This is a genomic window from Pseudomonas sp. JH-2 (genome assembly GCF_036231725.1).
GTDB classification, from domain to species: Bacteria; Pseudomonadota; Gammaproteobacteria; order Pseudomonadales; family Pseudomonadaceae; genus Pseudomonas; species Pseudomonas delhiensis.
The window spans coordinates 136,215-149,220 of record NZ_JAZAQP010000009.1 but is presented as its reverse complement, the minus strand read 5'-3'; the positions used below and the strand labels follow the sequence as shown (position 1 = coordinate 149,220).

Annotated in this window: 8 protein-coding genes and 1 tRNA gene; 3 read left to right on the top strand and 6 right to left on the bottom strand. The window is 65.3% G+C overall.

The annotated features are described in order from the left end of the window. Positions 1-73 precede the first annotated feature (73 nt). The 3 genes from VV867_RS09185 to VV867_RS09175 all read right to left on the bottom strand — a co-directional run bounded on the left by VV867_RS09185 (position 74) and on the right by VV867_RS09175 (position 4,197). Complete coding sequence (locus VV867_RS09185) at positions 74-2,377, bottom strand: TonB-dependent siderophore receptor (protein WP_328566213.1); 2,304 nt, start codon at positions 2,375-2,377, stop codon at positions 74-76. Positions 2,378-2,653: 276 nt separating this feature from the next. After that, the gene (locus tag VV867_RS09180) at positions 2,654-3,643 is read right to left on the bottom strand and encodes a FecR domain-containing protein (protein WP_328566180.1); all 990 of its coding nucleotides are present in this window, start codon (positions 3,641-3,643) and stop codon (positions 2,654-2,656) included. Next, positions 3,643-4,197, bottom strand: a complete 555-nt coding sequence (locus VV867_RS09175) for a sigma-70 family RNA polymerase sigma factor (protein WP_328566179.1) — start codon at positions 4,195-4,197, stop codon at positions 3,643-3,645. The genes VV867_RS09180 and VV867_RS09175 overlap by 1 nt, the downstream gene beginning before the upstream one ends. A gap of 221 nt (positions 4,198-4,418) precedes the next feature. Between VV867_RS09175 and VV867_RS09170 the strand changes: the two genes are divergently transcribed. Beyond that, a complete protein-coding gene (locus VV867_RS09170) occupies positions 4,419-5,168 on the top strand; it encodes a succinate dehydrogenase iron-sulfur subunit (protein ID WP_275629962.1) in 750 nt (249 codons plus the stop codon). Between the two features lie 272 nt (positions 5,169-5,440). Here VV867_RS09170 and VV867_RS09165 read toward each other — a convergent pair whose 3' ends face one another. After that, positions 5,441-9,547: a bifunctional nitrate reductase/sulfite reductase flavoprotein subunit alpha gene (locus VV867_RS09165; protein ID WP_328566178.1), complete on the bottom strand. Its 4,107-nt coding sequence runs from the start codon at positions 9,545-9,547 to the stop codon at positions 5,441-5,443. Between the two features lie 440 nt (positions 9,548-9,987). Between VV867_RS09165 and VV867_RS09160 the strand changes: the two genes are divergently transcribed. Together VV867_RS09160 and VV867_RS09155 are read left to right on the top strand one after the other, a co-directional pair. Next, positions 9,988-10,983, top strand: coding sequence for an NAD-dependent formate dehydrogenase (locus VV867_RS09160; RefSeq protein ID WP_328566177.1), 996 nt, complete (start codon positions 9,988-9,990; stop codon positions 10,981-10,983). Positions 10,984-11,547: 564 nt separating this feature from the next. Beyond that, positions 11,548-11,621, top strand: a tRNA-Cys gene (locus tag VV867_RS09155). A gap of 99 nt (positions 11,622-11,720) precedes the next feature. Here the strand turns inward: VV867_RS09155 and VV867_RS09150 are convergent. Together VV867_RS09150 and VV867_RS09145 are read right to left on the bottom strand one after the other, a co-directional pair. Beyond that, entirely contained in the window at positions 11,721-12,770 is a 1,050-nt protein-coding gene (locus tag VV867_RS09150) for a phage integrase (protein WP_328566176.1), read from the bottom strand. Next, positions 12,767-13,006 carry a DUF4224 domain-containing protein gene (locus VV867_RS09145; RefSeq protein ID WP_109931388.1) on the bottom strand — a complete coding sequence of 80 codons (240 nt, stop codon included), beginning with the start codon at positions 13,004-13,006 and terminating at the stop codon, positions 12,767-12,769. Before VV867_RS09145 ends, VV867_RS09150 begins: the two co-directional genes overlap by 4 nt.

Here is a 13,006-nt window from a genome sequence, read left to right as displayed (position 1 = left end):
GAAGGCAAGCGGGGCGCCTGCTGAAGCCGGGCGCGCTACCCGAGCGGAGTCGATCGGGTAGCGCGTCCCGGCCTTACCAGTTGTAGCTCACCTTGGCCGTGATCTCGCGGCCCGGGTTGTAGTAGTCCGCGCTACCGCGACCGACCACATGCTGCTCGTCGAACAGGTTGCTGACGTTGATGGCCAGGTCGGTGTCCTTGAGGAGCCGGTAGTTGAACGCGGCATCGAACAGCGTGGTGGCATCGCTCTTGCCGGTATTGTTGAAGTCGCCGAAATAGTAGGCCCCTGTGTAGCGGGCGCCCAGGCCGACGCTGACATCCGTTCCCGGCACGCTGTAATAGCTCCATAGCGAAGCCGAGTGCTTGGGTGCGGAGACGAGCTGGTTGCCCTTGATCGACACGACCTCGTAACCCGTCCCGGCCCATACCTGCAGCGCACCGCGAAGCACCTCGGTGTCCATGTAGGAGTAGCCGCCGACCAGGCTCAGGTTCTCCGTCAGCTCGGCCTTGACCTCCAGGTCGAGGCCACGCACGCGCTGCGAGCCCACGGTCTGCTGGTCGATGACGCCGTTCGGCTGCACGACCGCGGTAGCGACATCGTCCTGGGTCAGCTGGTAGACGGCAGCGGAGAACAGCGCGTTCATCTCCTGCGGCGAATACTTCACACCCACTTCGTACTGGGTGCCGCGCTCCGGAGTGACGCCGACCTCGGGCGGGGAAACCGACTCCACCATGCTGACGTAGGTGGAAACCTCATCGTTGACGATATAGGTCAACGCGCCGCGGAAAGAGTTTTCCGAGAAGCTGTCCGAGGACTTGACCCCGTAGAGGTGGTCGGTTTCGGAAACGTCCATGGAGTCGTTGCGCATGCCGGCGGTGACGATGAAACGCTCGAAGAACGACAGGTTCTGCTGCAGGAACACCGACTTGATGGTGCTGTCCTGGTCCTTGTCCTGGTAGACGATGGCCGGCGAAACGCCGCGGTATACCGGGTTGGCAACGTCTATCGGGTCGGCGGAGCCATAGACGGAAACGTTCTTGGCAGAGGAGTCGAGATATTCCACGCCGACGATGCTGCTGCTATCGATGTTCTCGAAGCGCGCGTCGTACTGCAGCATCAGGTTGCCGTTGAACTGCTCGGCTTCGCTGTCGGAACCCAGGTAGCCACGGTCGACCAGGGTTCCGGTATGCCCGGCAGCGTCGCTGATATAGGCATAGCCGTATTCATCGCTCAGGTCGCTGTGGCGCAGGTTGCTGCGCAGGGTGAAACCGTTGTCGAAATCATGGGTGAAGTTGGCGCTGACGTTGGTGCGCTCGACGTCGTGGAAGTTGTAGCTCGGCTCGCCGAAGAACTTGTCGCGGTCATACTCCCTGTCCATCGGGTAACCGCCACTGTTGGGCGTGTTGTCCTGGCGCAGGTGATCCACCACCAGGGTGGCGGAGGTATAGGCCGTCGGCGCCCAGGTCAGGCCGCCCATCAGGAAGTTGTTGTCGTCCTGGGAGTGGTCGTATTCGCGATCGCTGTCCTGGAACTTGCCGGTGAAGCGGTAGGCCAGGGTCTTGTCTTCGTTCGCATCGCCGGTGTCCAGGCCGGCCTCCATGTGGTTGAACGAGCCGTAGGTCGCATAGACCTGGCCGAACTTGTTGAAACGCGGCTGCTTGGTCACGAAGTTCACCGAGCCGCCCGGGTCGGCCGGGCCGAACAGCGTGGAGTTGGCGCCGCGCAGCACCTCGACGCGCTCATAGGCGAAAGGCTCCTCGCGCACGCCGCGCATCGAGCCCAGGGTCAGGCCATCGCGGTAGGTGGTGGCCTGGAAGCCGCGAATCAGGAAGTAGTCGTTGCGGTCATCGGTGCCGTAGTAGTCGGTGATGGTCCCCGGGGTGTACTGGAGGATTTCCTCGGTCGTGTTGGCGCTGCGCTGCTCGATTTCCTTCTGGGTCACGACGGAAACCGAGGCCGGGGTATTCTGGATGTTGGTCGCCACCTTGCCGCCGACCCACAGTTCCCGGGTCACCACCGAGGCGGAGGGGTCGTCCGCTACCGCCTGGGCGTTGACGATGACGGGAGCGAGGCGATAGGGCTCCGCGCTTGGCGCCCTCTGCAGCCCATAGCTGCCATCGGCCTGCTGAACGGCCTCCAGGCCGGTTCCGGAAAGCAGTGCGGCCAGGCCGTCCGACACCGTGTAGCTGCCTTGCAGGCCCGGGCTGGTCACGCCCTCGGCCACGCTGCCGGCACCGACCAGGTACACGCCTGCCTCACGGGAAAAACGCGTGAGCGCGCTGGCCAGCGGGCCGGCGGGAATGTCGTAGCTGCGCTCGGCGCTAGCCACGACGCTGTCCCCGGCCATGGCGACCGGCGACCAGCCGGCCAGGCCCATGGCGCTACCCGATAGCGCCAGGTGAAGCGCCAGGGTCAGCGGGCGCAGGGCAAAAGCGTGTGCGACAACACCCGGGTGGGCAGCGTGCGGGTGACAGCGGAGGGACATGGACGGCATTCCTCTGGGGACAAGGGTTGATGAGCGAAGACCCTCGACAGCCGATGCCATACGGCCCCTCAAGGCGCCGATGCGGCGATGTTTCACGTCTTCTCACTGGGTAAACCAGCGAGCAGGCGAAACCCGGAACCTTTTTCCGATTTTTTTTGCCCGCCTTGCTCAGCGCCGGGCTTCGATGCTCGCCCACCAGGGCAGGGGCTGTTCGATACGGATCGGCAACGCCGAGGCCAGCATGCGCAGCACGCGCTCGGAGTCCTGGATGGGGAAGTTGCCATACACCCGCAGGTCGGCCACCTCATCGGCAACGCCGAGGTGGCCGTGGCGATAGCGGCGCAACTCCTGCACCACCTCGCGCAGGGAAATGTTGTCGGCCAGCAGCGAGCCCTGGGTCCAGGCTTCACGGGCCGCGTCGGCGGCCTGGCTGTCACCGATGCGGCTGGCGCTGAAATGCGCCTGCTGGCCGGCCTTCAGCACGCGGACGGGGCCCTTGGCAGTGCGTATTTCCACAGCGCCTCCATAGACGGCCAGCCAGGTTCGCTCGCCCTCGCAGCGCACGTTGAAGCGCGTGCCCAGGGCTTGCAGGCGCCCATGTTCGGTCTCGACGTAAAAGGGCCGCGCGCCCTTGGCGGTGGCGATGAACACCTCGCCGCGCACCAAGGTGACGCGGCGGGCCTGGGCACTGAACGCCAGGTCGATGGCGCTGGCGGTGTTGAGCCAGGCGCGGGAGCCATCGGCCAGGGTCAATGCACGTTGCTCGCCAGTGGCGGTGCGGTAATCCGCGCCCCAGGCCATCAGGCCGGGCGGCAGCAGCGCTTCACGCCAGCCCAGCCAGCCGCACAGGGTGCCAGTGCCGATGGCCGCCATTGCGGTCAGCAGCCGGCGACGCGAATGCATGCGTTCGGCGGCGATACCCAGCGCATCGGCAGCCAGGTGCGTGTCGGGCCGGCCACGCAGCGGCTCGAAGTTGCGGCTGACGCCTTCGACATAACGCCAGGCCTGCTCGTGCATCTGATCCGCGCCCAGCCATGCCTGCCAGTGGGCGCGCTGCTGGGCGCTGGCCTGGCCGTCACGCAGGGTGGCGTACCAGTAGGCCGCCTGCTCCAGCACGGCGTGCGAGGGCAGGGGGCTTTCGTGACCGGGGCTTGCCATCAGTAGAGCGGCTCCTGGCGCAACGCGGCAACCGTCTCGCCGGCGCGCAATGTCAGGCACGCGAGCATGGCCTGGGCCACGTACTTGCGCACCATGCGCCCGGAAACCCCCAGCTGCGCGCCGACCTCGTCGTCGGTCATCTCGCACACCACGGCGAGGGTAAAGGCCCGTGCCGCCTTGGCGGACAGCGTCTGCAGCATGCAGCTGATTTCCTCCAGGGCCTGCAGAACCGCGGCCTGCCGCTCGGCGGAGGGGCACTGCTCTTCCGGCAGCGCCGCCAAGGTGTCGAGCCAGGCGCGTTCGATTTCCTGGCGCCGCCACAGGTTGATGCACAGGTTCTTGGCGGTGGTTCGCAGGTAGGCGCGCACTTCGGCCATGCTGGCGAAGCGCGGCTGGCTGGCCCCGCCGATCAGCCGCAGGAAGGTGTCGTGGGCCAGGTCCGCGGCATCGCTGGCGTGCCCCAGGCGCCTGCGCAGCCACGCCTGCAGCCAGCCGTGATGGTCGCAGTACAGTGTCTCCAGTGATGGAGGGGTGGCATAGGCAGATGAACTCACAGACAGTCACCACGCCGCTGGGTGGTGTCCCGCGGCCATCAGAGTCTTTTGGTAAATGAGAATCGATACTAATCATCACATAGCTTGCCATTGGCCAGCAACTCGGCGCCTCTGCCGGTGCTGCTCATATCGATGAGTCGTATAATTCCTGGGCTGCCGACAGAGGCCCGGCCAGGTCGCCTGGAAGGTCCACACTGGAGATCGGCCCGGAGGTGAGCGAGATGAAAGTCCGTATCTACCGTTATCTCCCGGAACAGGATGCAGCGCCGCGCCTGCAGGACTACACCTACGACCTGCAGCCGGGCGAGGACATGATGGTGCTCGACCTGCTGGAGCACCTGAAGACCCAGGACCAGACGCTGACCTACCGGCGCAGCTGCCGCGAAGGCGTCTGCGGCTCCGACGGCATGAACATCAACGGCGCCAACTGCCTGGCCTGCATCACCAGCGTCTCGACCCTGCTCCACGGCGGGCAACTGCCATCCGGGCAGTCGATCAGGCCGCTGCGGGGCGACGTGGACATCGTCATACGGCCATTGCCCGGCCTGCCGGTGATACGGGACCTGGTCGTCGACATGCGGACGTTCTACAGGCAATACGAACGGATAAAGCCCTACCTCATCAACGACGAGCCACCACCAGCCATCGAGCGGCTGCAGTCGCCGGAAGACCGGGCCAGGCTGGATGGCCTGTACGAGTGCATCCTGTGTGCCTGCTGCTCGACACAGTGCCCGTCCTGGTGGTGGAACCCGGACCGCTTCATCGGCCCGGCGGGCCTGTTGAATGCCTACCGCTTCCTCGCCGACTCCCGCGACACGGCCACCGAGGCGCGGCTGGCGGCGCTGGACGACCCCTTCAGCGTGTTCCGTTGCCGCTCGATCTACAACTGCATCGCCTTCTGCCCGAAAAAGCTCAAGCCACGGGCGGCCATCGGGCATATCGAGAGGCTGCTGCTGAAGCGCGGTACCTAGCCGGAGGCAGCCGCTCATGCCGGCGGCGAGCGGGGGCCAAGGGCTTGAGGGGAGGGCCCGCCCCGTTCCCGCTCGCTGCGGGAGGTTTTCACGGCGGCCCTGCTGGGACGCCTGATGGTGGTGCTCGACGACGCCACCCTGGGCGAGATCATCCGCCTGATAAGCGGACTTCGCCTCTTCTTCCGTTGGGGAGGGAAGCCCGTATCACGGGCGAGTCGGTAGGGGCGTGATGGACTGGCTGCGGGCAGGCAGGTGTCTCCCGGACATACGCTTCAATAGACGTCCCTGAGGTAGCGCTTCTGCTCGCTCAACGAGCGTAGGTACTGTGCGGCACCTTCCTCGTCGAGACCGCCATGGGCCTGGACCACCTCTCGGAGTGCCTGGTCGACGTCCTTGGCCATGCGGCTGGCATCCCCGCAGACGTAGAAGTACGCGCCTTCTTCCAGCCAGCGCCAAAGCTCGGCGCCGTGCTCGCGCATGCGGTCCTGCACGTAGATCTTTTCCGCCTGGTCGCGGGAGAAGGCCAGGCTCAGGCGGGTGAGCAGGCCGTCTTTGTGCAGGGTTTCCAGTTCGTCCCGGTAGTAGTAGTCGGTGGCCGCATGCTGTTCGCCGAAGAACAGCCAGTTGCGTCCACCATCGCCGCGCGCCCGGCGTTCGTGTAGGAAGCCGCGGAACGGCGCCACGCCGGTGCCCGGGCCGATCATCACCATCGGCCGGTCGCCCTGTTCCGGCACGCGGAAGTGCCGGGATGCCTGGACGAAGACCGGTACCCGTGACTCGCCGGCCCGGTCGGCCAGGTAGGTCGAGGCTACGCCCTTGCGCCGGCCGTAGCGGACGCTCGAGACGGTCAGCTGGACCTCGCCGGCCTGGGCCTTGGGGCTGGAGGAGATGGAGTAGAGGCGCGGCTGCAGGCGTTTGAGGGCGCCGAGGAACTCGCCGGCGTCGTGGCGCGCCGGGAACATCTGCAACACGTCGGCCAGTTGCCGTCCCCACAGCCAGTCCTTCAGCTCGGCCTTGCGCGGCCCCAGCAGTTCGCGCAGTTCCGCCTGGCCACTGCGTTCGGCGACCAGGGCCAGGGCTTCGCCGCTGGGCCGGGCGATCTCGTAGTGGTCCGCAAGCGCTGCCCGCAAGGGCATGTCGCCGACCTTGGCGACGGTCACGGACTGCTCCCCGTTCAGACCGGTAAGCAGCAGTACTTCCTCGACCAGCTCCGGGCAGTTGCGTGGCCAGACGCCGAGAGCGTCACCGGCTTCGTACTGCAGGCCCGAGTCGTCCAGGGCGAAGGCGAACTGGCGGGTGTCCTTGCTGGCGCCGTCGCCGTTCAGCCGCCGGTTGAGGACCAGGCGCAAGGGCACGGGATGCTCCTTGCCGATCGCTACCGGCGTTGCTGAAGGTGTCGGAGGGGGCGTGCTGGCGGCCGGCTTTCCGGGCTCCAGCTGTGCCAGCAGCTCGCCCAGCCAGCGTTCCGCGGTTTCCTCGAAGTCGGTGTCGCAGTCGAGGCGTGCGCCCAGGCGGCTGGCACCCAGCTCGGCCAGGCGGCGGTCGAGGTTCTTGCCGTGCTGGCAGAACTGGTCGTAGCTGGGGTCGCCCAGGGCGAGCACGGAATAGCGCAGGTGGGCCAGGTCCGGCGTGCCTGCGTTGAGCGTTTCCCAGAAGCTGCGGCCGTTGTCCGGCGGGTCGCCGTCGCCGAAGGTGCTGCTGAGCAGTACCAGGTTGCGCACGCTGCCGAGCTTTTCCGCCGGGTAGCTGTCCATGGCGGCCAGTTCCACGTTGCATCCCACGGTTTCCAGGCGCTTGGCGACGCGCTCGGCCAGGGCCTCGGCGTTGCCGGTCTGGGAAGCCCAGAGCAGGGTGACAGGGGCCGCGTCCGCCGCTTGCGGGGTGGGTAGCGACTGCTGGACGGGGGCCTCGAGTTGCACCGGCTGCTGGTTGGCCCGGCTGAACATGCCGGCCAGCATCCCGTCGAGCCAGAGCCGCGTCGGTATGGCCAGGGGCGCACTGGAGGGCAGGGTGGGGACGCCCGCATTCGGGGTGATCCGCAAGCCGCCGATGAAGCCGCTCATGTAGGCGCGTTCGGGCTCGCTCAAAGGCGGCGGTGTCGTGCCGGACACACCGAGCAGGGCGGCGAATGCATCGACAGGGGCCATATCGATTTCCTCGGGCAAGGGGTGGGGAGCATCCGCGTGGCTGCGAGCCGCGGGCGTTTCCAGGAACTGGTGGTCGACCAGTTCGACGCGGCGCAGGCTGACGGCGCAGAACTTGAATTCCGGCTGTTGCGAAAGCGGGTCGATGGCGTCGCTGGTGACGGCGTTGATCGCCAGGTTCTCGCCATACAGGTCGTTCCAGTGGAAGGGCGCGAAGCAACCGCCGGGCAGCACCCGGTCGGTCACTACCACGGGCAATACGGCGTGCCCCCGGCGGGAGCGGATCTCCAGGTGGTCCTTGTCGCGCACGCCGAGGTCTTCCGCGTCTTCCGGGTGGATTTCGACGAAGGGGCCGGGGTTGAGCTTGTTGAGGGTGGCGATCTTCCCGGTCTTGGTCAGGGTATGCCACTGGTGCTGCAGGCGGCCGGTGTTGAGCACGAAGGGATAGTCGGCGTCGGGCATTTCCGCCGGGTCGAGGTGCGGCCGGGCGAAGAACTGCGCCTTGCCGCTGGGCGTGGGGAAGGCCAGGCGGGGGCAGGAGCCGTCGTCACTGAGCCTGGGTTTCTGGCTGATGCCGTCGTTGAGGTAGCGGATGGGCGCGCGGTCGTCGCCTTCGGTATCGGCGCATGGCCATTGCAGCGGGGTTTCGCGCAGGCGCCGGTGGCTGGCGCCGCGGATGTCATAGCCGGTCTTGGGGTTGTGGAAGCGCTTGATCTCCTCGAACACCTCTTGCGCCGAGGCGTAGCAGAACGCTTCGGCGAAGCCCATGGCGCAGGCCACCTCGGCGATGATGCGCCAGTCGGCCATGGCTTCCCCGGGCGGTTCCACCGCCTGCTGCATGAGCGTCAGGTTGCGTTCGGAGTTGATCATCACGCCTTCGGCTTCGGCCCAGAGTGCCCCGGGCAGCAGCACGTCGGCGAAGCGGTTGGTCTCGGTGTCGAGGAAGGCGTCCTGGGCGATCACCAGTTCCGCGGCCTGCAGGCCCCCGATGACCTTGCCGCGGTTGGCGACGCTGGCCACCGGGTTGGTGCAGATGATCCAGCAGGCCTTGATCTTCCCGGCGGCCATGTCCTCGAACAGGGCGATGGTCCCGCCGCCCAGGCGGGTGTGCAGGGTGCCTTCGGGGACACCCCAGGTCCGCTCGACGAAGCTCCGGTCGTCCTCGACCAGCACCGAGCGCTGCCCTGGCAGCCCCGGCCCCATGTAGCCCATCTCGCGACCGCCCATGGCGTTGGGCTGGCCGGTCAGGGAGAAGGGGCCGCTACCGCTCTGGCAGATCTTGCCGGTGGCCAGGTGCAGGTTGCAGATGGCATTGGTGTTCCAGGTGCCGTGGGTCGACTGGTTCAGGCCCATGGTCCAGCAGCTCATCCAGGCGCCGGCCTCGCCGATCCACTGCGCGGCCTGGCGCAGGGCGGCGGGATCGAGGCCGGTCAGTTCGGCGACCCGTTCCGGCGTGTAGTCGGCGAGGAAGGGGGGAAGGTCTTCCCAGCCTTCGGTGAACTCGGCGATGAACCGTGCGTCGGTGTGGCCGTTGGCGTGCAGCAGGTGCAATAGGCCGTTGAGCAGCGCCAGGTCGGTGCCGGGGCGTATCTGCAGGAAGAGGTCGGCCTTCTCGGCGGTGGCGTTGCGCCGCGGGTCGACGACGATCAGCCTGGCCCCGGCCTTGACCCTGTCCATCAGGCGCAGGAAGAGAATGGGGTGGCAGTCGGCCATGTTGGCGCCGATGACGAAGAACACATCGGCCTTGTCGAAGTCCTGGTACGAGCCGGGCGGGCCGTCGGCGCCGAGGGAGAGCTTGTAGCCGCTGCCGGCGCTGGCCATGCACAGGCGCGAGTTGGACTCGATCTGGTTGGTGCCGACATAACCCTTGGCCAGCTTGTTGACCAGGTACTGCGCCTCCAGCGACATCTGCCCGGACACGTAGAAGGCGATGGCGTCGGGGCCATGGGTGTCGAGAATGCTCCGCAGACGCTTGGCTGTGGAACCTATGACCTCGGCGATCGGCGCGCGCACCGGCTCACGGATTCTGTCGTCGCGCCGGTAGGCATGTTCCATGCGGCCGGACTCGGATATGGCCTGGCTGCAGGTGCTGCCCTTGGTGCACAGGCGGCCGAAGTTGGTCGGGTGCTGCTTGTCGCCCGCCACCTTGGCCACGCGGCCGTCCCGCACCTGCATGACGATGCCGCAGCCGACGCCGCAGTAGGGACACACGCTCCGAATCGTCTTTTCCGCCATGGCCGTTCCGCCCCTGAAAAGCAAAAACGCCATGCAGCCCTCCGTTGTCACGGGGGCTGCACGGCGTCGTTGTCGTGAGTGGGGCGATCGACGTTGATCGCCCGGGGTCAACCAGGCAATGCCTGTGCCAGCTACCGGCCGACCGGCTGGAAGCGCCGCCGCTGGCGGGCCTCAGGGCGACTGACAGCGCCTAGGCGGGTAGCACCTGCACCAACAAATGGCGACGTGCTCCAGATTGCGCCATGGCCTGGCGCCGATTGCCCAGCGGGCTCCTTGGCACTGCACAGCCGGCTTGAAAGCACGTGCGCTTGATAACCGGGCCTTATCAGGTGATCCAGCCAAACGATTGGATCGCCCATGAACGCCCGAACCATGATGGCCGCACCTGACCGGTCAGCCGACACGGCAGGAACGAGCAACCCAATAACAAGGAGACTCACGTGGCCAAAGTAATCTGCGTTCTCTATGACGACCCCGTAGATGGCTATCCCACTCGCTACGCCCGCGACGACCTGCCGAAGCTGGAGTGCTACCCCGACGGGCAGACCCTGCCCACCCCCGAGGCCATCGACTTCACGCCCGGTACCCTGCTGGGCAGCGTCAGCGGTGAACTGGGCCTGCGCAAATACCTGGAGTCGCTGGGGCACGAGTTGATCGTGACGTCCAGCAAGGACGGCGCCGACAGCGTTCTGGACCGTGAACTGCACGACGCCGAGATCGTCATCTCGCAGCCCTTCTGGCCGGCCTACATGACGGCGGAGCGCATCGCCCGGGCGCCGAAGCTGAAGATGATCGTCACCGCCGGCATCGGCTCGGACCACACCGACCTGCAGGCGGCGATGGACCACGGCATCACCGTGGCGGAGGTCACCTACTGCAACAGCAACAGCGTGGCCGAGCACGTGCTGATGATGATCCTCTCGCAGGTGCGCAACTACATCCCGTCCTACAACCAGGTGGTGCAGGGGGGCTGGAACATCGCCGACTGCGTGGCGCGTTCCTACGACCTGGAGGGGATGCACGTGGGCACCGTCGCCGCCGGGCGCATCGGCCTGCGCGTGTTGCGCCTGCTCAAGCCGTTCGACGTGAAGCTGCACTACCTGGATCGCCACCGCTTGCCCGAAGCGGTGGAAAGGGAACTCAACCTCACCCATCACGACAGCCTGGAAAGCCTGGCCCGGGTGTGCGACGTAGTGACTCTCAACTGCCCGTTGCACCCGGAGACCGAGCACATGATCAACGCCGATACGCTCAAGTACTTCAAGCGCGGCGCCTACCTGATCAACACCGCGCGCGGCAAGCTGTGCGACCGCGACGCCATAGTCGCGGCCCTGCAGGGCGGCGATGCGTGCCGGGTTGCCCTCGCTGCTACAGTGCAATTGATCGTCCCGAACGGGCTCTATGCTCCCATCCAGCCCGGGCAGGCATTGGGATAGGGTCTTGAGCAGGGCGTCGAGATCGTCAGGAGCATGGGGCATGGCGATTGGACCCGCTTCGCGAATGGGGCGCGAGTCGGCCGAAGCGATCGGGGCAATTTAACAATCGGTCATTAGTGCTACAGATTATCATTTGCATCTTTGGGCAAATAGGAAAAGGCCTACGCCCGATGACAGTCTTGTGGTTGCCATTGGTAATAGCTGCAGATGGATGTTGTACGAGCTGGTAGAAAGATGTCCTTGCGGACATGGCCTTCGGCATGAATTCTGCGCGCCAACCGGAGTTCAATGGTTTCGTGTGAGGCCTATTCGTTTTCTGATACGCAAGACGTTCCAGCACCTCAGGCTTAGCCTGGGGTGGATTGCCGAAAAGGCTCCTGCCGCCAGCCGGGTCATGAAGAAATTTAATCTCAGGTGTTGCCAGCCTTGTCCCATTAGTCCATAATCCCGGCCATCGAAAGCGCAGGGCGATGAAAACTCTGTGTAATCAATAGGTTAGAGCTTGAAAGAGAGCCAGACCTAACAGAATTGCAGCGAATCGCAATGCGGTTTGCCAGGTTCAAAGGCTGAGTAGCAGAGTGGTTATGCAGCGGATTGCAAATCCGTGAACGCCGGTTCGATTCCGACCTCAGCCTCCAACATGAAAGCCCCGTAGATCAAGGTCTACGGGGCTTTTTATTTGCGCTCCAGATAGCCACGTGAAACGGTATGTTCTGGTACGCGTTCCAGAATCTTTCCTATTTCGCCGGCTTCGCAACGGCGCCCACTCGGCGATAAACCCGCTCTGTAATTCCCTCCTTCGAGTGCCCCAGCAGTACGCTCGCGTCGGCCACGTCCCGGATTTCACTCGCCGCCTTTGGTCGGATATCGCGGAACTGGAATTGCCGGATGCGCACTGCAAGATCGGGCTCACCATTCGTCTCAGCTTCACTGGCCGCTTTTGATCTGGCCTCATCCCACCGATTCCTGAGCATTGGCCAGGACACCCGCTTGCCGTTCCGGCTCAGCACCAGGAACGGCGACAGCAGCCCCTCATTCCCTTGTTCTATACGCTTCAGCAGCTTCCCGAGCGAGTTCTGCTCGCCATCGACTTCGACCTGAATACGCAGGCGCTTGCCGGTTTTCCCCTGGATGACCAGCAGGTAGCCGTCGACAATGTCATCCTTGCGCATCCCGAGCACGTCGGCAGGGCGCTGGCCAGTCAGGTAGGCCAGGTCCATGGCGTCTCGCAACTCATGGCAGGCCTGCGCATAGACGGCCTTCCAGACTGTGTCGTTGGCGTAGTAGTCCCTGGGTTTCTCCTTGTTCTTTCGCACCCCAAGGCAAGGATTGGCCTGCTGGCATAGCCCCCATTCCCTGGCGGTGTTGAAGACGTGGCTGAGCAGGGCGATTTCCCGGTTAGCCCGAGTCTTGGCCTCCCTGGCGTCTCGATACTGCGCGATCATCGACGGCGTGATGTCCTCGATGGCCATCTCATCGAATGCTCGGCGCAGACGCTTCATCTCCGACTTGTTGTCCGCCTGGGTGCGCGCGGCCTTCTTGGGGATGACATCCCGCTCATACCGGTCGAAGATTGACCGCATCAGCGTTGCCTCTCCCGGGATGGCTGTGGATTCAAGTTCCGCCCATTTCCGCCGGGCTTCGTTCAGGTCGGCGCCAAGCGGGATGTCCTTGCCGTCAGGCGTGCGGTAGTAGTACCTGGTCCAGACCTTACCGTTCTTGCGCTTGCGGTTGCGCTGGTAGACGTTGATGGGGAGGTGTCGGTTCTCTGGTTTGCGGGGTCTCATTCGTTGATCCGTGAGAAGTCAGGGCCGCGCTTGGGCTTGGGCGGCGGAGCAGAATCTACCTGCGGCGGGACTATCCCGAGCTTCATCCGGGCATAGAGGCGCCCAACCAGCGGACGCTTTCCGCGGCTCTCGACATAAACCCAGTGGTGACTATCAAGCCAGCGTCGCTGCCAGGCTCTGACCTTGTAGCCGGTGATCTCGGCCAGTTCCTCATCGGAAAGGATTTCGCTTTCCAT

Coding starts and splice junctions, on each gene's coding strand:
- VV867_RS09180 (WP_328566180.1), bottom strand. CDS start 3,643: ATGGCAAGCCCCGGTCACGAAAGCCCCCTGCCCTCGCACGCCGTGCTG.
- VV867_RS09150 (WP_328566176.1), bottom strand. CDS start 12,770: ATGAGACCCCGCAAACCAGAGAACCGACACCTCCCCATCAACGTCTAC.
- VV867_RS09185 (WP_328566213.1), bottom strand. CDS start 2,377: ATGGGCCTGGCCGGCTGGTCGCCGGTCGCCATGGCCGGGGACAGCGTC.
- VV867_RS09170 (WP_275629962.1), top strand. CDS start 4,419: ATGAAAGTCCGTATCTACCGTTATCTCCCGGAACAGGATGCAGCGCCG.
- VV867_RS09165 (WP_328566178.1), bottom strand. CDS start 9,547: ATGGCGGAAAAGACGATTCGGAGCGTGTGTCCCTACTGCGGCGTCGGC.
- VV867_RS09145 (WP_109931388.1), bottom strand. CDS start 13,006: ATGGAAAGCGAAATCCTTTCCGATGAGGAACTGGCCGAGATCACCGGC.